This is a genomic window from Pontibacter sp. SGAir0037 (genome assembly GCF_005491705.1).
Taxonomy (GTDB): Bacteria; Bacteroidota; Bacteroidia; order Cytophagales; family Hymenobacteraceae; genus Pontibacter.
The window spans coordinates 4,359,858-4,381,185 of record NZ_CP028092.1; the positions used below are offsets into that span (position 1 = coordinate 4,359,858).

A 21,328-nucleotide genomic window follows, 5' to 3' on the forward strand; every position below is an offset into this window, starting at 1 on the left:
TGGCGTTGCCGCCTGAAGTGCGGTCAGATCTTGATTAGAGGCACCCTGTTCTGCCGCCATCCACAGCTATACTTACACCGTTGATGTATGCTGCTGCAGGAGAGGCCAGAAAGGCAGCAGCTGCAGCAACTTCCTCTGGTTCAGCAAAACGTTTGGCAGGTATTTCTGCCTCCATCTCTGCCTGTATCTCTTCTTTGCTTTTTCCTGTTTTGCCGGCCCTGCTTTCAATCAGGGAATAAATACGCCCTGTTTTCGTCGACCCGGGCAGTACATTGTTTACAGTAATACCGAATTCCCCCAGCTCATTAGCCATTGTTTTGGCCCAGCTTGCCACAGCTCCCCGAATAGTATTCGATACACCCAAACCAGGCAACGGCTGTTTCACCGATGTGCTGATAATGTTGATGATCCTGCCATAGCGGGCTTCTTTCATAAAAGGAACCACCGCCTGCACCAACTGATGGTTATTGATCAGGTGCATGTTAAAGGCAGTTAGAAACTCTTCTGGTTTGGCATCGGCAATAGCACCACCCGGAGGGCCTCCTGTATTATTTACCAGAATATGTATTTGGTGCTGCTGCTGTAAATACGCCTTCATAACGAGTTCCAGATCACTTGGCTGTGCAAAATCAGCTATCAGGTAATCGTGCTGCTGTCCCTGGCTTGCATCAAGCTCCTGCGCAATCTCTATTAGTTTGGCTTCGTTGCGGGCTACCAATGTTACGCTGGCCCCTAACAAAGCGAGTTCAATGGCAACGGCTTTACCAATGCCCTGGGTGCTGCCGCATACAATGGCTCTTTTTCCTGTCAGGCTTAAATCCATATTCTAAAGATATACAAGTTAATTAATGAAGGGTGCTGTTTTTTATGGACATCTGATCTCGCCTAAAGTTTAATGCATAGTTCTGATTATTTATTGTTTTAAAGCACAAGCTTCAAAACAAGCTTTTAAACAGGATATTCGGAGAACTAATGCTCTAAAGCAAATTGCCTGGCCTTTCCTTTTTTTGTTTCTGAATGATTCCGTGTTTCCCAGATTAGGAAAAAAGTCTGATAATGCTTTATTGTAAGCATTTGATTTATAACGAGTAGTAGATTTTTTGTTTTCTGGCATCAGAGTTGAATATAGGGAGGCAAGCCTAAAGTAGTACAAGTTTTTAACAACCGATCCCATGAAGAAGTACCTGACCTTTCTAGCAATAGTAGCCCTGGCAGCATTCGTGAACGTGTCCTCTGCTTTTGCCAGCGGTTCGGTGTCTACGCTCTCCTCTACCGAGAAGAGGGTTGTGACGACGCTGCTGCAGAAAGAGATCAACCGCGACCTGATCCTGGAGCTGGAGCTCAACGAGATGCAGTACATCAAGCTCAAGGAGCTCAACCGCAAGTTCAAGCGCGACACCCAGTCTTCCCAGCTCCTGCTGGCGTCGGCTGAACTGGACGCCAAGGCCCAGGAACTGGTGAACACCTACGCCCAGGCCGTTACCGACATCCTCACCGAAAAGCAGCTGAACGCCTTCATCACCAACCAGACCGTGCAGCTCACCCAGGTGACCAAGTAAAAATTAATAACCTCTCTACATACATTGCCGGAAGGGCCTGCCATAGTTTTATGGCGGGCCCTTCTGGTTTAGTTGGTAATTATAAAGCCGTAATCAGTTGTAGGCAAAACAGATACCATGCAGCGTATCTAAACCTGTGTGAGCCTGATATGCCTGAGGCTGCATGTCCTGCTGGCAAAACAGCAGGATTCTTTCTATCTTCGTTCAAGTTAAAGCAAGAACCAGATTTATGGCGATACAACGACCTTTCAACTTTAAGCAGTGGATAGAGGAGCACCGTCACCTGCTGAAGCCACCTGTAGGAAACCAGCAGGTATTTAAAGCAAACGACGACTTTATAGTGATGGTGGTAGGCGGGCCCAATGCCCGCAAAGATTACCATTACGATGAGGGCGAAGAGTTTTTCTTTCAACTGGAAGGAGATATTGTTCTGAAAATAATTGAAGACGGTAAACCTGTGGATATTCCTATTAAAGAAGGCGAAATATTCCTGTTACCGCCAAGGGTGCCCCACTCACCCCGCAGACCCGCTAATACAGTAGGGCTGGTGGTGGAGCGCTACCGCAAGCCAGGGGAGAAAGACGGCTTTTTATGGTTCTGCGAAAACTGCGGGCATAAACTATACGAGGAGTATGCCGATGTTACCGACATCGTGGGCCAGCTACCTGTTATCATGAATAACTTCTGGGAAAATGAAGAACACCGCACTTGTAACAACTGTGGCGAAATAATGGAGCCACCGGCTAAACTTTAAGCGGGATTTAAAAATTACTGCTGCGGCAGTTATATACAAACGAATGAATTATCAGAATAACCTTTCTTTCGCACAGGAGCAGGACCAACAAGACCCGTTAAACCACTTTAGGAACCGCTTTTACATCCCGCAGGTAAATAAGCAGGATGCCATTTACTTCTGTGGCAATTCTCTTGGCCTGCAGCCAAAATCAGTGCAGCGGTTTATTGATGATGAAATGTATAAATGGGCCAATTACGCTGTTGAAGGACATTTTACAGGTGATGAGCCCTGGTTTAACTACCATGAGCTGCTAACAGCTGCAGAGGCCCGAGTAGTGGGCGCCAAGCCTGTAGAGGTGGTGGTCATGAACCAGCTTACTGTAAACCTGCACCTGATGCTGGTTTCGTTTTACAGGCCTCAGGGGAAGCGCTTTAAAATTCTGGTGGAGGGTGGCGCGTTCCCTTCAGATCAGTATGCTTTGGAAACGCAGACAAAGTTCCATGGCTACCAACCGGATGACGCGATCATCGAGGTCTTTCCACGCGAAGGCGAGCATACCCTGCGAACCGAAGACATCCTGCAAACCATCCGGGATAATGCCGACGAGCTAGCGCTGGTGATGATGGGTGGCATTAATTACTATACCGGGCAGGTGTTCGATATGGAGGCTATTACCAGAGCAGGCCACGAAGCAGGTGCGGTAGTTGGCTTTGATCTGGCGCATGCCGCTGGTAATGTAGTGCTTCAACTGCACGAATGGGACGTGGATTTTGCCGTGTGGTGCACGTATAAGTATATGAATTCCGGTCCTGGAGGTACATCGGGTGTATTTGTGCACGAGCGCCATAGCAACAACTCGGATATTCCGCGTTTTGCAGGCTGGTGGGGGCATAACGCCCAGGAGCGTTTCCAGATGAAAAAGGGCTTCATACCTATGGAGGGTGCAGAAGGATGGCAGCTGAGTAATGGTCAGATTTTACCATTGGCCGTGCATCGTGCCTCACTCGAAATTTTTGATGAGGCAGGTATGGAAAACCTTCGCCAGAAAAGCGAGAAACTGACAGGTTACCTGGAATATCTCATAGATGATCTGAAAGCAGACAAAAGTGTGCTGGAAATGATTACACCACGCGATCCTAAAGCCAGGGGTTGCCAATTGTCTTTATTAGTGAAGCAGGAGGCACGCGCACTTTTTAATAAGCTGATGGAGGCAAATATTATTGTAGATTTCCGCGAGCCTAATGTGATTCGTGTAGCTCCCACGCCTCTTTACAATACTTTTGAAGAAGTGTATAAGTTCTCCGAAATTCTGCACGAGTGCCTGCCGGTTAAATAGGCCACTCGTGCTGCCTTTTTAGTTCAAAATTGCTTATATTTGGTGTGAGAGATGCCAGAATTCAGAAAAATAATAGATAGCTACCTGAAGTACCCGCTTATGTGGGTCATGTTGCTCTGGGCGCTTACTTTGCCGGGGCAGGAGGTTGAAGTCTATCGTTTTTTAATGAAAGGGCCTGTTGCTACATCTGTTGCAGATACAGCGCAAATGCATAAAAGCACTTCTTCTGTAAAGGCAGAAGGAGTGCAGGCTTTTCTGGATGCAAACACCTCTTCCTCTTTACATCTTGCTCCGCAGCAGGTTATTAACTGCCTCCTGCAAGTTTTTACCTTTGCTCCCCCTTCCGACGATAGTTTAAGTACTTATGCGGCTAACTATGCCTGGGTGGTGCAACTGGCGCAAATATTCCCTATCTCTATTTTACCGAACGCGCCTTAGCTACCGGTTCTCACTTCTTATACTACAAGGTGCCAGAAAACAGATGGCTGAACCTCTTCTGTAAGATAGGCGTGTTCAGGCTAAGCTGGCCATCTTCTCCATTTTATCGCATTTCATTCAGAAGTGAAGCAGGTGCTGAAGGCTTGCTGCTTTGTACGCACTAAACGCCAGCCCTGTAGCCCCGCTTTGCTTACTTCATCATTAAGAAAAAGTCGCGCTATGGCAGATTTTTCAGTAATCCTGTCGCTGCTTTCAATGGCAGGAATAATAACTGGTATATTTTCACCTAAAAAAAGCCTCTTCTGGTATACAGGCAAGAGAAGCAGGCTGCATGCTATACTTATCTATAGCTTTTTGCTCATTCTTTCATTTTTATTGTTCGTATTGACAGAGCGCGGTGCCTGATCCTGTTCAATATTTTATAGCCATTCATTTAACTGAATTATAACCTTAAATGACACATTTACCGCATTTAGTTACAGACCTAGGGTTAATACTGGGCGCAGCCGGTATCACAACACTGCTTTTTAAGAAGCTAAAGCAGCCACTGGTGCTCGGGTACATTATTGCAGGCCTACTGGTAGGGCCTAACATTGCGTTATTTCCTACTATCATCGAAATAGAAAATATCAACATCTGGGCTGAGATTGGCGTTATTTTCCTGCTTTTCAGCCTGGGACTTGAGTTCAGCTTTAAAAAATTAGTAAAAGTAGGAGGCTCTTCGTCTGTTATGGCGCTGGTAGAAGTAGTGGTCATGCTGCTGCTCGGCTACCTGACAGGTAAGCTTTTGGGCTGGTCTACAATGGATAGTATCTTTCTGGGAGGTATTTTATCCATTTCATCCACCACTATTATCATCAGGGCCTTTGATGAGCTGGGGGTAAAGTCGCAGCGCTTCGCCGGGTTGGTATTTGGTGTACTGATTGTAGAAGACCTGGTGGCTATCCTCTTGCTGGTGCTGCTTTCTACAGTAGCGGTGAGCCAGCAGTTTGCAGGTGCCGAAATGCTGGCAGCCGTACTAAAGCTGGCCTTTTTCCTGGTGCTGTGGTTTCTGGCAGGTATCTTCCTGATCCCGACTTTCCTGAAAAAAGCAAGTAAGCTCATGAACGACGAAACCTTACTGATCGTTTCCATTGCGCTTTGCCTGCTCATGGTTATTCTGGCAGCCCAAGTTGGCTTTTCGCCTGCTTTAGGTGCCTTTATTATGGGTTCTATACTGGCAGAAACCACCAAGGCAGAGAAAATTGAGCACCTGGTAGCCTCGGTTAGGGATTTGTTTGGTGCCATTTTCTTCGTATCGGTGGGCATCCTGATCAACCCGCAGGTAATCGTAGAATATGCAGGCCCTATAGCCATTATTACGGTGGTCACGCTGCTGGGAAAAGTATTCAGCATTACAAGTGGTGGCCTGATGGCGGGGCAGGGGCTGAAGACCTCTATACAATCCGGAATGAGTGTATCGCAGATAGGAGAGTTTTCTTTTATTATTGCTACGCTGGGCCTTACGCTAAATGTAACCAGCGACTTTCTGTATCCTGTAGCAGTGGCAGTTTCGGCAATAACCACTTTTACTACACCTTACATGATCCGGCTGTCAGAGCCACTCTATCGGTCGGTGGAGGCGATACTGCCTGCTACCTGGAAAACATCTTTAAACGAGTATAGTTCGGGCACACAGGTTATAAGCACAACCAGCGACTGGAATAAACTGTTGCGCTCTTATGCCATTAACCTGGTGGTTTATTCTGTGCTGATCATTTCTATTGTGCTGCTGTCGGCCCAGTACCTGAACCCTTTTATTATAGAGAATTTTATTCGCGGGCTCTGGGGCGATATTGTTACCACAGCTATTACACTTGTGTTTATGGCCCCGTTTCTCTGGGCGCTGGCGGTGCACCATCCGCAACAGGAGGCACAGGGGCGCATCTGGGCCAACAGGAACTTCCGGAGCATGATTATTGTGCTGGAATTTGCCAGGATAGGTATTGCCATTCTGTTTATCGGTTTCCTGCTGCACCAGTTTTTTGCCATAGAAACCTCTCTTATCATAGGGTTGATCATTGTTGCGCTACTGGCAGTCTTTTCACGTAAAATTCAGAACTTTTATATTCGTATAGAGAACCGTTTTATGGCAAACCTGAACGAGCGGGAGAAAAGTGCCGCAAAAAAAATGCACTATACAATTGCTCCTTGGGATGCCCACCTGATTAGCTTTGATATTGAAGCTACGTCGGCTGTGGTTGGTAAGTCTTTAGTAGAGCTGCAGGTAAGAGAAAAGTACGGTGTAAATGTGGCGGTAATAGAACGTGGCGACTATACGATTATGGCGCCTACCCGCAATGAGCGGATTTTCCCCGGAGACAAAATTTACGTATTCGGATCGGATGAGCAAATGGAGCATTTCAGGCAGTTTGTAGAGTCTGAGACAGAGGTTACCGCAAAAGCTAACGCTGTAAAAGAAGACGTGAAACTACAGAAGCTGGTGGTATCGGCCAACTCTATGCTATTACATAAAACAATTCGTGAAGCAGGGGTAAGAGAGACAACAAAAGGTTTGATTGTAGGTATTGAAAAAAAAGGCGAACGAATCCTGAACCCGGATTCTGAACTGGTTTTTGAAGAGGGAGATGTCGTCTGGATCGTGGGAAGCCCCTGGCGAATCAGACAGCTGGAAGCTACCAGCAGCCATTCATGAACCAATTATAAGAAATAAGCTAGCTACATGCGGGAAATAGAACATTGGATTGAAGAAGCAGTAGGTCTGACGGCCATCACGCAGGAGAACATATTGTCTTCTCTACTGGTGCTTCTGGGGCTTTGGCTGCTCAGCAGAATCCTGCTGCGGGTGGTGTCGCGGCGGGAGCAGGATTCGCGTAAGCTTTATCAGTGGAAGAAAACCACTAACTATGTGGTAACCGGGCTGGGTATCCTGCTCCTGATCAACATCTGGTTCAACGGCTTTCAACCTATTGCCACTTTCCTGGGGCTGCTGTCAGCGGGCCTGGTGGTGGCGCTGCGGGACCCGATTATGAACATGTTCGGCTGGGTGTTTCTGATCTGGAAGCGGCCTTTTAAAGTAGGCGACAGAATTAAGGTGAACGAACACACAGGCGATGTCATTGATATTAAGCTTTTCCAGTTTACCCTGAATGAGCTGGGGGTGTGGGTGGATTCGGAGCAGGCAACAGGCCGGATTGTGCATATCCCGAACAGCCACGTGTTTACAAGAGCGTTAATCAACTACAACTATGGGTTTCCGTTTCTCTGGCATGAAGTGCAGGTGCGTATTACCTTCGAAAGTAACTGGCAAAAAGCGAAATCTATATTAGAGGAAATTGGTGCGAAATATTCTGTTGAGCTGAGTGAGGCGGCGCAGCAACGGATAAGGGTGGAGGCGCAACGGCATTTAATCTTTTACAATAATTACAATGCCAGGGTATATACCAAGGTGCGAGAAAACGGAATACAGCTCACTATTCGTTACCTTTCCAATGTAAGTGGCCGTCGGGAAAGTGAAAATAAAATCTGGCAAGATGTTTTAACGCAGTTTATGGCCTCGCCAGACATACGTTTTGCCTACCCGACCACACGCTTTTACCAGTCTCCGGGAGACCAGGAGCAAGAGCAGCGAGAAGGTTCCTCCGGGCTTCTGCTGCCTTAGGTCCTGTATTCCTGGTCTTGATTTTTAACAGTTACTTAGCACTTGCCTTCTTCGCAGCGCCACCTGCTTTTATATAGTCTGCTGCCTCTATAAAAGTAGGGTTCCAGATCTTTTTTTCATTCTCTTTGATGAACTTTAGAAGCTTGCTGTGTGCGTCCAGCGATACATTCAATCCATGCTCTCCGCCTACGCCATGGAAAAGAAATACAATCAGGCTGTTTGTTTCCATTGCTTTTTTAACAAGTGCTATCAGTTCTTCGCCAGACTGGCCATTAACGACATAAGAGCCCATATTATACAGATCAGTTGTGTTAGGCTGTATCATTTCATGGTGTACTCCTCGTGCGGCAGCTATATCACCTTTTATGCCTTCCAGGTATGGAATGCCGCCAATCATGGTATCGCCGCATGGGTAGGCAAAAGTGTGCTGCTTCTTGCCGTCAACAGCCTGTAGTACAGCATTGGTCATTTTAATATCGTCCTGCATGCGGCGAACAGAATAGGTGGCAAGGTTGTAGTCGGCAGTAACGAAGCCTCTGCCCGGCAGGCTTCCATCGCATGGGTGAAAGAGGGTATGGTTAGCCAGCTCGTGTTTTTGAGATGCTTTTCTCCACTCTTCCATCCGTTGGGTAAAAGCTGTAGAAGAAGCAATCAGAAAGAAGGTTCCTCTCAGGCCCAGGGCATCTAAAGCAGGAATAGCATTGTCCAGGTGCACATGCAGGGCATCGTCGTAAGTAAGTACGACAGCAGCCTGTTTTTTATTCCAGTTTTGTGCGAAAGCAGATAAGCTACAGATGCACAGCAGCAGCGTAAAAATTCTTTTCAGCCTCATATTACAATTATCTAAATAGCTTGCTCAGTATAGGCGAAGATAAAAAATCCTTGATAACACCGCTGGAGTTAAATCGGCCTTTTAACATTCTTCATCCTCCTGAAATAGTTACGTGCTGCTGCCATTACTTTGGGCGATAGCAGAAGAGCCGAAACCATGGTTGGAATAGCCATCATGGCATACATGCCATCAATCAGGCTAATAATAGCCGACATGGTGGCTGTAGCCCCAAATACAATTGTAGCTACGTAAAAGTAATTGTAGTAGTGTTTGTATCTGGCCCCGAAAAGAAAACCGAAACATTTGGTGCCATAGTAGGAGTAAGAGAAAAGCGAAGTGAATGCAAAAATGAGCACGCACAGCACCAGCACATAGCTGCCAAAGCCAGGCATGGCTTCATTAAAAGCAGCGGCCGTCATGGTAACGCCATTGCCGTCGGAGCTTTGCCACACCCCCGTCATAATAATGGCCAGCCCCGTAAGGGTACAAACAATAATGGTATCGATTAATGGCCCCAGCATGGCTACCAAACCCTCCCGTATCGGCTCGTCGGTTTTGGCCGCACCATGCATCATAGAGGCAGTACCAATGCCGGCTTCGTTCGAAAATGCAGCTCTGCGGGCTCCTGCTATAATAATGGCTCCTACAGCTCCTCCCAACACAGATTCTGCTGTAAACGCATCTGTCAGTATCAAGGCGAAAGCATCGGGTATAGCCGTATAGTTTACAGCCATAATATAAAATACTGCCAGCATGTACAAAACCACCATGCCGGGTACCATTTTAGAGGCAACATTGCCAATGCGCTGTATTCCTCCAAAAATTACCATAGAAACGATCAGCACCAGCGTAAGGCCAATCCCAAGGTTCGAGTAAAAAGCATCTCCTGAAGAAAAGCCGTTCGGAACAAGCACTACTTCCCGGATTACCTGCGTGAGCTGGTTTGCCTGAAAAATAGGAAGCGTACCAAACAAACCTGCTACGGCAAAGAAAACAGCCAGAGGCTTCCACTTGCTGCCTAAGCCTTCTACCACCACATACATCGGGCCTCCCTCTAAATGCCCGTTGCTGTCTCTGCCACGGTACATAACCGACAGGGAGCAGGTAAAGAATTTAGTTGCCATACCCACAAAGGCACTTACCCACATCCAGAACAATACGCCGGGTCCGCCCATGGCAATTGCTACGGCTACACCACTTATGTTGCCCATGCCTACAGTAGCGGCCAGCGCACTCGATAAAGCTTCAAAGTGGTTAATGTCTCCCGGATCATCAGGGTCGTCGTACTTGCCGCGTAGTACATCAATGGCATGTTTCAGGTGCCTGAATGGCAGGAAACCTGAGTAAATCATAAAGTAAAAGCCGCCGCCCATCAGCAGCACCAGCAAAGGCATACCCCAGGCCAGGTTGCTGAAATCAACTAAGAATTGTTCTATTGCTTCCAATATTGGTCTATTAATTTCCGGCCATTCGGTGCTTTCGCAACAAAGGACTCCGTGAAGGTGTATGCTATTGCACCTGGAGGTGCAACAAGAGCCTTTTATGTTCTGTTTTGCAGCACAAAAAGGTATCTTTTAAACAAGATCTAAACAGCTAGGTTACATAAAAGTGACGAGAAAGCCTAACAAGCCTTTGAATAATAGCTTAACAACATGGATAAATATATCATAGCCACTACGGTGGTAGGGGTAGCTGCTCTCTCTATGGCCTGGATTCCACGCCTTACAGCGCGCACCTTTCTCTCTTACCCCATCCTGTTCCTGTTGATTGGCATGTTCGTTTACTGGGTGCCCTTCGACCTGCCTTCGCCTAACCCGATCAGGGGAGAAAAGTATGCCGTGCACCTGACTGAGTTAAGCGTTATTGTATCGCTGATGGGCACAGGCCTGAAGATAAGGCGGAAATTCAGTTTAACGCATTGGCGCATCCCGTTCCGCCTGGTAAGCATCACCATGTTGCTGAGTATAGCTGCTCTTGCTTTGCTGGGCTGGGGTGTGCTGGGCTTTTCGGTGGCAGCAGCCATATTGCTGGGCGCTGTACTGGCTCCTACCGACCCTGTGCTGGCTGAACAGGTGCAGGTAGGGCCGCCTAACGAGGAAGAGGAAGATGTGGTACGGTTCTCTTTAACAGCCGAGGCCGGTTTAAACGATGGTTCCGCTTTCCCGTTTACATGGCTGGCAGTGGTGCTGGCTGTTTCGGCTGGCAGCAACAGCGACTGGTTTGCCGAGTGGGTAATACGGGACTTGGTATATCGTATTGCTGTAGGTGCAACAATGGGTTATGTTATTGGCAGAGCTTTGGCTTACCTCATCTTTACCTTACCCCAAAAATCAAACTTCCCGAAAGCATCCGATGGCTTTTTAGCTCTTTCTGCCACACTGGTATCGTACGGCTTTACAGAATTCCTGCACGGGTATGGCTTTATTGCAGTGTTTGTAACAGCCCTTACTATGAGCAGCTTCGAAAAAGACGATGAGTATCATCTCGAGATGCATGATTTTGTTAACCAGATAGAGCGTATTCTGATGGTGATCCTGCTTATGCTGTTCGGAGGCAGTATTGTATCTGGTTTGTTGGACCACCTGACCTGGAAAGGAGCTTTGATCGGACTGGGATTTCTGTTTATCATCCGCCCTCTAAGCACATTACCCAGCCTGATTGGCGTAAAATCGACTTTAAGGGAAAAGGTAGCTATAAGCTTTTTCGGTATCAGGGGGATTGGTTCGTTCTACTACCTGTCCTTTGCTTTAAGTGAACACGATTTTGAAGAGGCGGATGAGCTTTGGTCTGTTGTAGGATTTATTGTTATGATATCCATTATTCTGCATGGTATTACTGCTGCCCGGGCCATGAGACGCCTGGATGTGGATCGGGAAAAAGGTATTATTCAGCCCTTAGCACCAGATCAGGTACCGGATGAAGTATAAAAAGTAGCAAGTGCTTAATTAAACTGTTAACCAACATGATAACATGAACCTTTCTGAACTTATAGATAATCAGTTTTACGAATTTGCCCTTATCATCTTTTTGGCCACAGCTGTCGGAGCCATTGGCAGGATGCTGCGCCAGCCTCTCATCGTTTCTTTTATAGCGGTTGGCATCATTGTCGGACCCTCTGTGCTTAACCTCCTGAATTCGGAGCGGGAGATAGGGCTGCTGGCCGAAATGGGGATAGCCATTCTATTATTTGTAGTGGGTCTTAAGCTCGATATCAACCTGATAAAATCAACGGGTAAAATTGCCTTGTTAACGGGGCTGGGGCAGGTAGCTTTCACTTCTCTCTTCGGCTTTGGCATAGGTTTGCTACTGGGCTTTGAGTGGATGGAAGCCATTTATATTGCGGTGGCACTTACTTTTTCCAGCACCATTATTATTGTGAAACTACTTTCCGATAAAAAGGAGGTAGATATGCTGCATGGGCAAATTGCCCTGGGCTTCCTGATTGTGCAGGATATTGTGGTGGTAATCGTCATGATCGTGCTGTCGGCTCTGGGAGTGGAGTCGGAGCGCTCGGTGGGCATGGATTTATTGCTGGTGTTTGGGAAAGGGTTGGCCATGTTTGCAGTGGTGGCGGTACTGATGAAGTATGTTGTCCCGAAGTTCACACACATGCTGGCCTCTTCTCAGGAGTTACTTATTTTATTTTCTATAGGTTGGGCCATTTTACTGGCTGCACTCGGCGATTATCTGGGGTTCAGTAAAGAGGTAGGAGCCTTTCTGGCGGGTATATCGCTGGCTTCTACACAGTACAGGGAGGTAATCAGTGGCCGCCTCACCAGCGTGCGCGATTTCCTGCTGTTGTTCTTTTTCCTGGACCTAGGTTCCCAGCTCGACCTAGGCCTGATGGGCGAGCAGATATTGCCAGCTCTTATCTTTTCTGTATTCGTGCTTGTAGGAAATCCTGTTATCGTGCTTATCATTATGGGGGTGATGGGTTATCATAAGCGCACCTCTTTTAAAGCAGGACTTACTGTAGCCCAGATCAGTGAATTCTCCCTGATCCTGATTAACATGGGCCTGGACGTAGGGCACATAGATGATGATACGCTGGGTTTGGTGACACTGGTAGGGCTGATTACCATAACTTTATCTACCTACATGATTATGTTCTCCGATCAGCTTTTTGACATGCTGTCTCCTATGCTGAGCGTATTCGAACGGGAAAAGCCTTCCAAACCGGAGGAACTGGAAGATGACAATAAAAAACTGGATGTACTTATTTTCGGGTTAGGCAGGTATGGGGAACGTGTGGCAGCTGCTTTAAAGAAGAACAATCTGACCTATTTGGGTGCAGACGTAGACCCTGCCATCGTAAATGACTGGCAGGGCAGAGGGTTTGAAGCCATTTACTGTGATGCCGAAGATCCTGACCTGGACGAAGTATTGCCACTGCACAAAGCAGATAATGTAGTAAGCACGCTGGCAGATGTGACTGTAAATATCAGGCTGTACAATTTACTAAAGCACAATGATTTTAAAGGGCGGATAGCACTGACGGCAAAAGACGATACCAGTGCTGCATTGCTTCGTGAAGCAGGTGTAAAATACCTGTTGGAGCCATACAAAGACTCAGCAGATGGTGTGGCCGATATGTTTAAAGGAAAAGCCAGAAAAGATGCCCGTGGCAGAGAGGGTGGAGAACAGAAACCGGAAAACCAAGAGGCCGCTGAGCATTAAAAAGATGATGCCTGAGTTAGCGTTACAGCCCTTGCCTGATGCAGAAGTATACTATAGCCCTCATTTCTTTAGCCGGGAAGAGAGCGACAATTACCTGCAGGAGTTGCAGCAGCAGGTGAACTGGAAGCAGGAAAACATAAAATTGTTTGGGAAGGAGCAGCCTATGCCGCGCCTCACGGCCTGGTACGGCGACAAGGGGTATACTTATTCGGGCCTGCAAAACGCACCGCAGCCCTGGTTACCTGTGTTGCTGCAACTGAAAGAGCGGGTAGAACAGGTAAGCGGGGCGCAGTATAACAGTGTTTTGCTGAACCTTTACCGCACAGGCCAAGACAGCATGGGCTGGCATGCCGACGATGAGAAGGAACTGGGGCAGGAGCCTGATATAGCGTCGGTAAGTTTTGGTATACCTCGAAAATTTGGCTTTCGGCACAGGTTTAGAAAAGAGCTGAAGAACGTATACCTGGTGTTGGAGCACGGCAGCCTGCTTTTAATGAAAGGAGCTACACAGCATTACTGGCAGCACGCACTTCCTAAGACAGGTAAAGCCGTCGGAATACGTATCAACCTTACCTTTAGGAACATAAAAAGCTAAGCAGCATGTAGGGAAGAAAAGTCATTGTGAAAGCCAGTTTGAAGATGTTATTTTACAGAAATTATGAGGCATCGCCCATAAACTAACATGACCCAAAAGAAAAACATAGCCATCATGGGAGCCGGATTGGTAGGTTCCTTACTGTCGCTGTACCTGGCAAAGCGTGGCTATACCATAAACCTGTATGAGCGTAGACCTGATATGCGCATCAATTCCATTGATGGTGGCCGGTCTATTAACCTTGCCCTCAGCGACCGAGGCTGGCGTGCCCTCCGTGGAATAGGTATAGAAGAGGAAGTGCGTAAAGTAGCCGTTCCGATGTACAGGCGTGTGATGCACGATGAGAAGGGCAACCTCACTTACCAGCCTTATGGCAAAGAAGGGCAAGCTATCTATTCGGTATCCAGAGGCGGCCTGAATGTAGCCTTAATGAATATATCGGAGCCGAACCCAAACATCAGTTACCACTTTAACAGGCAGGTAATGGATGTAAATGTGCGGACGAGCGAGGTGCTGTTACAGAACCATACAACCCATGAGCAGGAAAGAATTAAGCCTGACCTGATTTTCGGTGCCGACGGAGCCTACTCGATGGTGCGGGGTGCCATGCAAAAGACGGAGCTGTTCGACTATGAGCAGAAGTACCTGGAGTATGGATATAAAGAATTAACTATTCCTCCGGCTGAAGACGGAGGCTGGCTGTTAGAGAAAAATGCCCTGCACATCTGGCCTCGGGGTAATTACATGATGATTGCCCTGCCGAACATCGATGGCAGCTTTACCTGCACTCTGTTTTTCCCTTACGAGGGTACACGCTCTTTTGCGACCATCAAAAATGACAACGATCTGCTTAACTTTTTTGTAGAGGTTTTTCCTGATGCTGTACCCTTGATGCCTGATCTGGCGCAGGAGTATTTCGCTAATCCAATTGGCTCGCTGGTAACGATAAAGTGCTTTCCGTGGAGCTACGATGGCCGCCTGATGCTGATTGGCGATGCCTGCCACGCCGTGGTGCCTTTCTACGGGCAGGGCATGAATGCAGGCTTCGAAGACATAACTGTACTGGATCAGATGCTGGAAACCTTTGATGGAGATTGGCACAGCCTGTTTAAAACTTTTGAAAGAAAGCGTAAGCCCGATGCCGATGCGATAGCCGACTTAGCAGTTCTCAACTTCGAAGAAATGCGCGATAAAGTAGCCGATCCGCGTTTCCTGCTCCGTAAAAAGATAGAAAGCAAAATAAGTGAGCAGTATCCTGATAAATGGATTCCGCTTTATACCATGGTTACCTTTACCGATCTGCCTTATTCATATGCAATGGAGGCAGGCATGATGCAGGAGAAGATCATGAAAAAGGTGATGAAGCACATAGAATCTGCAGAAGATTACGAGAAGCCTGAAGTGCAGAAGCTGCTGCAAAAGCAACTGGTAAAGAAGGAAAAGCTGAAGCCGTACAAAGGCTAAAAGTGCTAGCTGTCTAACCAGTTCTTAAACTGCTGTACCTTTTCCCGGCTAACTACTACCTCGCTGGGGGCAGGATGATGCAGCTCCAGCTTCAGGCGGCTGTTCGACCAGGCTACAATGTCTTTTACAGCTTTTAAACTGATAAAATAGCCTCTGTTTACGCGGAAGAAGCGGTTTGGGTCTATGAGTTGCTCTACCTGTTCCATGGTATAGTCGATGGCGTAGCGTTTGCCGGAGGTGCATTGCAGAAAAGTAGCCTTCTCGAAGCTGTAAAAGTATGCTATATCTTCTACAGCTACCATGTGCAGGTGTTCTCCTACTTTTACTACAAAGCGGTTTTTATAGCTTTTGTTGCCATTTAGCAGTTGTATGGCCTGCTCCAGGGTACCCAGCTGCGGCGCAACCGGAATCTGGTGCCTGCTCAGCTTTCTGAACTTCTCCAGGGCGCCCTCCAGCTCTTCCTCATCAATGGGTTTGAGCAGATAATCTATACTGTTTACTTTAAAAGCTTTAATAGCATACGCATCGTAGGCAGTTGTAAAGATAACGGGCACTTCCACAGGTACCTGCTCAAAGATCTCAAAACTTAGCCCGTCGGCCAGCTGTATATCCATAAAAATAAGGTCTAGCTGGGGTTTAAACTTCAGTACCTCCACCGCTTTGCGCACCGAAGGCGCTGTGGCTATTATATCTACTGATGCATCGAGCTTAAGCAGCATTTTTGCCAGGCGGTCTGCCGCCAGCTTTTCGTCTTCTACAATAAATATCCGCATTATCCTTTAAAGTATAATAGAGGCAGTTTAACTGTGAACTCCTGTGAGGTAGCTATGATCTGTACTTTATTGTTGGTGAGGTAACTATAGCGGGATTCTATATTCGGAAGCCCCATGCCCGTAGACTCTTCCCGGATACGCCGCTCCTGCAGGTTATTCTGCACCACCAGGTAGTCGTTTTCTATATATAAATGAACTTGCAGCGGTTCCTCTTCCAGCGCCATGTTGTGCTTAATGGCATTCTCTATTAGCATCTGTAATGCCAGTGGTACCACCATCAGGCTTGCATCTAAAGGAATATCGTTTTGCACCTGCAGCGCTTCACCGTGCCTGATCTTTTGCAGGTAAATGTACGACTCCAGAAAATGCAGCTCTTCCAGTAACGGCACAATTTCTTTCTGCCGGCTATCGAGCACATAGCGGTATACTTCCGATAATTTCCGGATAAACCGTACCGCCTGTTTTTGGTCTGTTTCAACCAAGCTGGTTAGCACGTTCAGGCTGTTGAACAAGAAATGCGGATTTACCTGTGCCTTCAGCGACTCGTACTGTGAGGCAATATTTTCCTTCTCCAGTCTTTCCGCATTGATGGCCGTTTGCCGCCAGCCCTGCAAGAAATGCCAGCTATGAAAAAACAGCGATATAATAAAGGTAATGATAACAGGCACTCCAACAGAACTTGCCCAGTTGCGCTGCGACAGGTCTTGTAGCGTGTACCCTTTATAGGTCAGGAAAACGATATTTACTAATATAACAACTACAACAGTGAGTAGTAGTGTAGCTATCAGGCTGATAATAAACCGCTTCGATGGGTTTCTTACCCACGGATAAAATAAACTTAATGTATTTGTAAGCAGGCCGTTACCCTTCCAGAGCAGAACAAATATGGTATAAGAGAAAAGGAAATTAAAGATGGCCTCGCTTAGCGGTAGCTGGAAACAATGCTGGCAGCCTAAAGCAAAGGCCCCGAACGCTGAAAGAATCCAGCCCAATATTTCTCGTACTACTGCCTTTAGTTTGCTGGGGCTTTTAGCAGGCGGAGCCACTGATGCAGAAATTGGCATTGGTTGCGTTGCTACAGGTTGTTGTTCTAGTAAAATCATCTAAAGTGCGAAAGCGAATGTAAGTAAAAAAATAGATGCTAAATAGTAGATAACAGACTTTAGGTTCTGGATTTTAAAAGATTATCACATGCTCTTCACAAAATTTAGCTAGGAGTTGAATTGCGTACCTGTAGCTGCTATTTTTCAGCATTTAAAGTTTAAATTGTTGCCGTTAAAATCTCTGCGGCAGCTTTTCCTTTCCTGGCTTTTAGCTTGTATTTGGTAATAAAGAAGCTAATAACAGCAGAACCGATAACGGTTGGCCCTAACCATGCGACAACAGGTGGGAGTACGGTGTTATTTACAACCAGAAAAGCGGTATAGGCTGCTATATTGCCTGCTATCATGCGTGTGATATGGTCGTAAAGCCAAAAGCTTTTATCAGCTGGCGCCTTGGTGTACTTACGCACATCTTTTGCTACTAAAAGCAAGGCAATGCTTCCAAAAACGATAGATACTATATTGCTGCTGTTGCCAAAGCTACTGCTCATGGTGCCTGCTAAACCAGAGAAAATAAAATAGGCGGCAAACACGGCCATTGTGATGGAAATAGCCCAATCCAAGCGTTTCGGTTTCTGACCTGTTGCCAGGCCTTTCAGGTAAAGTACCCGGTAGCCAGTGCTAACAAGGTAGGCACTGAATACACCAATAATCAGCAGAAACGGGCTGTGGTGGTGAGGCAGAATCGACATTATAATAGCAGTAGCCGCCACCAGCATCATCGCATAAAAAAATACTTTTCCTGTTAGGCGATGCTGCTTGCCTCCTTTCCTGTTTAACATCGAAACAGGGCCTGAGATTAAACCTGCTGTACCTGCTGCAATATGAAAGATAAGTAGCGTTGTAAATAAAGTTTCCATACTTGATTGTTGTTTCCGTTTCTGATCCAGACCAAAGGTGCAAAAGGAGCCTCTTGTTCTAAACTATAAGTGGACGAACTGTAGAATCAGGAAGATGAATTGTAGTTTATGGCTGCTATTCACACTGCGCCAACAGTGCTTCTGCCTGAGGTTTCCCCCATGTAGGAGCTATGGCCGATGTAGTGGTTTCGGCTGCAAACTTCGCCATGGCCTCCTCCAGCAGTGGCTTTGCAGCGGTAGCACCGCCTCCAAACATTTTAGGCGTATAGAAGAGGGTGGCTCCTAACAGGTAGTATGCGCGTGGGTTATCCGGATTAAGTTGCTTTGCTTTTTCTAAGGCTGCTATAGTGAGGCTGCTATATTTCATGCCGCGTGTAGTGGGCGAAACCTGCAGGCGCGTCTGGTGCAGCCATCCCTGGAGCACATACAATTCCGATTCTTTTGGAGCGAGCTTAAGAGCCTTATCCAGGTGCTGCTGCCCCTTGTCCAGGTACTGGTCTTTTTTAGCTTCGTTCTTTTCTTTGTTGCTCATGCTGATATAGCTCATGGTAGCGTAGTAAAGCGGCAGCCATGCCTGCTGCTCGGCATTGGCAATACGCTCAAAGTTGTTGGCCACCTGCTGCATGTCTTCTACAGTAGCGGCTCTGCCCATAGCTCCTAAGTTTTTACCGATAGCGGCTTCGTAGCCAGTGTTTTGAGCTATGGCGTTAAGTGCGAATAACACAGCGGTTGCGATAAGTAATAATTGCTTTTTCATGATTTCTAATGGTTTTATAGTTTCTGTTTGATTTTATGCCGGTTGGTTATTCTTAACTCATAAGTTTTTAACTTCTGATTTGATGAAATATTAGTGGTGGATGCTTTTGCCACCGAAGTTGATAAAGACACCTGCAAACAGGAATCGTTTGGCTGCAGGGGTAACTGCTGAGCGGTTAATAGCGCCCGACTCGTCTGGAGTGCTGGCGTAGCGGTAGCCGAATACCTGGCTGTTACCAAGTACATTGGTGGCAGAAAGGTAAATCACGGTAAAGTTGCCCCACAAACTGGTCAGGTAGCTGGCGTTCAGGCTCAGGTCGTTGTAGTTGGGAGTGCGACTTTGGTTGTAACCATCCAGCGTCGGGTTGTGGTAAGGGCGGCCGCTGCCAAAAGCGTATGTGGCGCTAAGTTGAGTGCTGAGCTTCGGCAGAAAGTGTTTGTAAACCACCGACAGGTTATGTGTAGAGGCGAAAGTGGGTACGGCTTCCCGGGTATAGTTGCGGTAGTCGCGTTTGGTGTCCAGCAGGGAGTAAGAGATCCAGTAATCGCCGTTCCTGATGCTCTTTTTATCACGCCAGAAGAAGTCTATTCCTCTGGCATAGCCGGTGCCGTTATTGTTGTAGCTGCTGGGCGTGTAGCGGAGGCTCTCATTATACTTTACCAGGTCGTTGTACTGCTTGTAGTATCCCTCTACCCGAAAGGTGCGGTTATCTTGCTGGTGTTGGTAGTTCAGGATATAATGTGTGGCGCTCTCGTAGCTAAGGTGGCGGTTAATTTTCAGGAATTCAGCTTCGGGGAGCTGGTAAAACTGCCCGTAAGCAGCCGATAGTTGACTATGTTCGTCTGTTTTATAGGCAATAGATATCCGGGGTGCTACATTGCCCTTTTCTAATACCGTAGAATTCTCTGTCCGGATGCCTATGCGGGTTACTAAGCGCTTGCTGATATACCAGTCTGCTTCGGTAAAGGCGGCAGCCAGGTAATCGGTGAAGCCGGGAGTTAAGGTTGAGTGGGCAGGGCTTTGGGTATACTGCTGCTCGTAGCCGCGTACTACCAGTTCGCTGCCGAACTTCAGCCAAAGCGGCGTTGCCAGTTGGTGCTCCAGCATTACTTTTCCCTGTATCGCCTGGTCCTGTTCTGTCATATGCTCTTGCTCTACCTGTAGCACATCCTGATTAGAAGTGTAACCTGCCCCTGCATAAAGTGTCCATTTATCGTTCAGTAGCCCCTGATAAGTAAGGTTGTTAAAGAAGTTGCTGTTCTGTATAGCTACATGGCGTTGCCCGTCAGCGGTGAGCTGGTCCAGCTCTAAATATGAGTTGGAGTAGCTGCTGTACGCTTTCAGCATACCTTTGTCGGTTTTGTGTCGCAGCACAAAAGAGCCGCCTTTACTTTCAGGTGCCTGCTGCCAGGCAATGTTCTGCTTTACCAGCCCTACATAAGGTTGCATGTTGGTATAGTCGGCGGTGAGGGAGAGGGAGGTGTTATCCCAGCGTTGCGTGTGAGAAGCGCCTAAACCAATCGACATAATGGAAATGCCACTCTCAGTTGTCTCGGCCAGTCCGTTGCTTTTCAGAATTAAAGCTGATGACAGCGCCTGCCCGTATTCTGCGGAGTAGCCGCCTGAGCTAAAGCTGATGCCGCTAAACATAAAAGGCGAAAAACGACCACGTGCAGGCAAATCGGGCACAGAAGAATTGTAGGGCTTCTGTACCAGCAGGCCGTCTATGAAGCTTTTAGCTTCATAGCTGTCGCCGCCGCGCACAAATAACTTGCCCTCATCGCCTACACGTTGCGTACCTGGCAGAGACTGCAGGGCAGCATAGATATCGGCAGTGGCACCGGCGGTAGTAGCTACATCCAGCGAACTGAGAATGGTGCTGCGCTTTTCGTCGCCTGCTTCGAAAGCACCGGCTGTAATAACAACTGTATTCAGCTGGCTAAGCTTTTCTTTTAATTTAAAGCTGACAATTACTTCTTTCCCGCTAAGTGTAACAGGTAGTTCCTGCTGCTCATACCCTAGAAAAGAGGCTACTACTGTTTTTGTACCCGATTCGTCTGTCTCAAAGGCAAAGCTGCCGTCGGTGCGGGAGGAGGTGCCATCGTAGCTGCCCTTTATAAACACATTGGCTCCTGGTACAGCTTCTCCTTTGGAGTCCAGCACTATACCGCTTACCGTTGTAGCTTGTTGTGCCAGCACCATCAGCGGGGCCAGGCAAAGTAAGATCAGGAGGCTTGTAAATCTTTGTATCATAGTAGTTGTCGTTAAACTTCGGATCAAAGATGGACAGGCAAAGTACTGTTTAAAACTTAAACAAGACGAACCGTAGAATAAGCAGGATGGAGTGTAGAACCTTAATGATATGCCGAAATGACACCGTTTAAGAAAGCTGTAGCTGCTGTAACCACTGATTTTAATCCTGTCAGGTAGAAATCATCAACAACTATTTAGCCTTAAAAGAGGTATAAGATAAAATCATAAATTGGATTTTATTTACCTCGCAAACTTAAATTTTATTTATTCCTTAATCTAAATTA

General features: G+C 47.1%; 18 protein-coding genes. 10 read left to right on the forward strand and 8 right to left on the reverse strand.

Annotation, left to right across the window (positions count from 1 at the left end):
- Nucleotides 1-34 precede the first annotated feature (34 nt).
- Nucleotides 35-823, reverse strand: coding sequence for an SDR family oxidoreductase (locus C1N53_RS18050; RefSeq protein WP_137760646.1), 789 nt, complete (start codon nucleotides 821-823; stop codon nucleotides 35-37).
- Nucleotides 824-1,172: 349 nt separating this feature from the next.
- Here C1N53_RS18050 and C1N53_RS18055 point away from each other — a divergent pair, with 349 nt between their 5' ends.
- From C1N53_RS18055 to C1N53_RS18080, 6 genes are all read left to right on the forward strand, one after another.
- Nucleotides 1,173-1,559 carry a hypothetical protein gene (locus tag C1N53_RS18055; protein ID WP_137760647.1) on the forward strand — a complete coding sequence of 129 codons (387 nt, stop codon included), beginning with the start codon at nucleotides 1,173-1,175 and terminating at the stop codon, nucleotides 1,557-1,559.
- A gap of 229 nt (nucleotides 1,560-1,788) precedes the next feature.
- Nucleotides 1,789-2,313: a 3-hydroxyanthranilate 3,4-dioxygenase gene (locus C1N53_RS18060; RefSeq protein ID WP_137760648.1), complete on the forward strand. Its 525-nt coding sequence runs from the start codon at nucleotides 1,789-1,791 to the stop codon at nucleotides 2,311-2,313.
- 43 nt (nucleotides 2,314-2,356) lie between these two features.
- On the forward strand, nucleotides 2,357-3,631 hold the full coding sequence (gene kynU / locus C1N53_RS18065; RefSeq protein WP_137760649.1) for a kynureninase: 1,275 nt from the start codon (nucleotides 2,357-2,359) through the stop codon (nucleotides 3,629-3,631).
- Nucleotides 3,632-3,682: 51 nt separating this feature from the next.
- On the forward strand, nucleotides 3,683-4,069 hold the full coding sequence (locus C1N53_RS18070) for a hypothetical protein (protein WP_137760650.1): 387 nt from the start codon (nucleotides 3,683-3,685) through the stop codon (nucleotides 4,067-4,069).
- Nucleotides 4,070-4,523: 454 nt separating this feature from the next.
- Nucleotides 4,524-6,764 carry a cation:proton antiporter gene (locus tag C1N53_RS18075; RefSeq protein ID WP_137760651.1) on the forward strand — a complete coding sequence of 747 codons (2,241 nt, stop codon included), beginning with the start codon at nucleotides 4,524-4,526 and terminating at the stop codon, nucleotides 6,762-6,764.
- Nucleotides 6,765-6,791: 27 nt separating this feature from the next.
- The gene (locus tag C1N53_RS18080; RefSeq protein WP_137760652.1) at nucleotides 6,792-7,730 is read left to right on the forward strand and encodes a mechanosensitive ion channel family protein; all 939 of its coding nucleotides are present in this window, start codon (nucleotides 6,792-6,794) and stop codon (nucleotides 7,728-7,730) included.
- 31 nt (nucleotides 7,731-7,761) lie between these two features.
- On the opposite strand, the gene C1N53_RS18085 is transcribed toward C1N53_RS18080, so the two are convergent.
- The gene (locus C1N53_RS18085; RefSeq protein WP_137760653.1) at nucleotides 7,762-8,562 is read right to left on the reverse strand and encodes a polysaccharide deacetylase family protein; all 801 of its coding nucleotides are present in this window, start codon (nucleotides 8,560-8,562) and stop codon (nucleotides 7,762-7,764) included.
- A gap of 68 nt (nucleotides 8,563-8,630) precedes the next feature.
- Nucleotides 8,631-10,007 (reverse strand): sodium:alanine symporter family protein, encoded by a 1,377-nt coding sequence (locus C1N53_RS18090; RefSeq protein ID WP_137760654.1) that lies wholly within the window; start codon nucleotides 10,005-10,007, stop codon nucleotides 8,631-8,633.
- A gap of 207 nt (nucleotides 10,008-10,214) precedes the next feature.
- Between C1N53_RS18090 and C1N53_RS18095 the strand changes: the two genes are divergently transcribed.
- The 4 genes from C1N53_RS18095 (at nucleotide 10,215) to C1N53_RS18110 (ending at nucleotide 15,298) form a co-directional block, all read left to right on the forward strand.
- A complete protein-coding gene (locus C1N53_RS18095; protein WP_137760655.1) occupies nucleotides 10,215-11,489 on the forward strand; it encodes a sodium:proton antiporter in 1,275 nt (424 codons plus the stop codon).
- A 43-nt stretch (nucleotides 11,490-11,532) separates the two neighbouring features.
- Nucleotides 11,533-13,239, forward strand: a complete 1,707-nt coding sequence (locus C1N53_RS18100) for a cation:proton antiporter (protein WP_137760656.1) — start codon at nucleotides 11,533-11,535, stop codon at nucleotides 13,237-13,239.
- Between the two features lie 4 nt (nucleotides 13,240-13,243).
- On the forward strand, nucleotides 13,244-13,834 hold the full coding sequence (locus C1N53_RS18105) for an alpha-ketoglutarate-dependent dioxygenase AlkB (protein WP_137760657.1): 591 nt from the start codon (nucleotides 13,244-13,246) through the stop codon (nucleotides 13,832-13,834).
- Nucleotides 13,835-13,921: 87 nt separating this feature from the next.
- Nucleotides 13,922-15,298, forward strand: coding sequence for an NAD(P)/FAD-dependent oxidoreductase (locus C1N53_RS18110; protein ID WP_137760658.1), 1,377 nt, complete (start codon nucleotides 13,922-13,924; stop codon nucleotides 15,296-15,298).
- 5 nt (nucleotides 15,299-15,303) lie between these two features.
- Here C1N53_RS18110 and C1N53_RS18115 read toward each other — a convergent pair whose 3' ends face one another.
- From C1N53_RS18115 to C1N53_RS18135, 5 genes are all read right to left on the reverse strand, one after another.
- The gene (locus C1N53_RS18115) at nucleotides 15,304-16,071 is read right to left on the reverse strand and encodes a LytTR family DNA-binding domain-containing protein (protein ID WP_137760659.1); all 768 of its coding nucleotides are present in this window, start codon (nucleotides 16,069-16,071) and stop codon (nucleotides 15,304-15,306) included.
- A complete protein-coding gene (locus tag C1N53_RS18120; protein WP_137760660.1) occupies nucleotides 16,071-17,174 on the reverse strand; it encodes a sensor histidine kinase in 1,104 nt (367 codons plus the stop codon). Before C1N53_RS18120 ends, C1N53_RS18115 begins: the two co-directional genes overlap by 1 nt.
- A 158-nt stretch (nucleotides 17,175-17,332) precedes the next feature.
- A complete protein-coding gene (locus tag C1N53_RS18125; protein ID WP_137760661.1) occupies nucleotides 17,333-18,034 on the reverse strand; it encodes a hypothetical protein in 702 nt (233 codons plus the stop codon).
- Between the two features lie 115 nt (nucleotides 18,035-18,149).
- The gene (locus tag C1N53_RS18130) at nucleotides 18,150-18,791 is read right to left on the reverse strand and encodes a hypothetical protein (RefSeq protein ID WP_137760662.1); all 642 of its coding nucleotides are present in this window, start codon (nucleotides 18,789-18,791) and stop codon (nucleotides 18,150-18,152) included.
- A gap of 90 nt (nucleotides 18,792-18,881) precedes the next feature.
- Nucleotides 18,882-21,044 carry a TonB-dependent receptor gene (locus tag C1N53_RS18135; RefSeq protein ID WP_137760663.1) on the reverse strand — a complete coding sequence of 721 codons (2,163 nt, stop codon included), beginning with the start codon at nucleotides 21,042-21,044 and terminating at the stop codon, nucleotides 18,882-18,884.
- Nucleotides 21,045-21,328: the final 284 nt, after the last annotated feature.

Bases quoted from the DNA above. Each gene is read 5' to 3' on its own strand.
- C1N53_RS18050 (WP_137760646.1), bottom strand. From the start codon at position 823: ATGGATTTAAGCCTGACAGGAAAAAGAGCCATTGTATGCGGCAGCACC.
- C1N53_RS18055 (WP_137760647.1), top strand. From the start codon at position 1,173: ATGAAGAAGTACCTGACCTTTCTAGCAATAGTAGCCCTGGCAGCATTC.
- C1N53_RS18060 (WP_137760648.1), top strand. From the start codon at position 1,789: ATGGCGATACAACGACCTTTCAACTTTAAGCAGTGGATAGAGGAGCAC.
- kynU (WP_137760649.1), top strand. From the start codon at position 2,357: ATGAATTATCAGAATAACCTTTCTTTCGCACAGGAGCAGGACCAACAA.
- C1N53_RS18070 (WP_137760650.1), top strand. From the start codon at position 3,683: ATGCCAGAATTCAGAAAAATAATAGATAGCTACCTGAAGTACCCGCTT.
- C1N53_RS18075 (WP_137760651.1), top strand. From the start codon at position 4,524: ATGACACATTTACCGCATTTAGTTACAGACCTAGGGTTAATACTGGGC.
- C1N53_RS18080 (WP_137760652.1), top strand. From the start codon at position 6,792: ATGCGGGAAATAGAACATTGGATTGAAGAAGCAGTAGGTCTGACGGCC.
- C1N53_RS18085 (WP_137760653.1), bottom strand. From the start codon at position 8,562: ATGAGGCTGAAAAGAATTTTTACGCTGCTGCTGTGCATCTGTAGCTTA.
- C1N53_RS18095 (WP_137760655.1), top strand. From the start codon at position 10,215: ATGGATAAATATATCATAGCCACTACGGTGGTAGGGGTAGCTGCTCTC.
- C1N53_RS18100 (WP_137760656.1), top strand. From the start codon at position 11,533: ATGAACCTTTCTGAACTTATAGATAATCAGTTTTACGAATTTGCCCTT.
- C1N53_RS18105 (WP_137760657.1), top strand. From the start codon at position 13,244: ATGATGCCTGAGTTAGCGTTACAGCCCTTGCCTGATGCAGAAGTATAC.
- C1N53_RS18110 (WP_137760658.1), top strand. From the start codon at position 13,922: ATGACCCAAAAGAAAAACATAGCCATCATGGGAGCCGGATTGGTAGGT.
- C1N53_RS18115 (WP_137760659.1), bottom strand. From the start codon at position 16,071: ATGCGGATATTTATTGTAGAAGACGAAAAGCTGGCGGCAGACCGCCTG.
- C1N53_RS18120 (WP_137760660.1), bottom strand. From the start codon at position 17,174: ATGATTTTACTAGAACAACAACCTGTAGCAACGCAACCAATGCCAATT.
- C1N53_RS18125 (WP_137760661.1), bottom strand. From the start codon at position 18,034: ATGGAAACTTTATTTACAACGCTACTTATCTTTCATATTGCAGCAGGT.
- C1N53_RS18130 (WP_137760662.1), bottom strand. From the start codon at position 18,791: ATGAAAAAGCAATTATTACTTATCGCAACCGCTGTGTTATTCGCACTT.
- C1N53_RS18135 (WP_137760663.1), bottom strand. From the start codon at position 21,044: ATGATACAAAGATTTACAAGCCTCCTGATCTTACTTTGCCTGGCCCCG.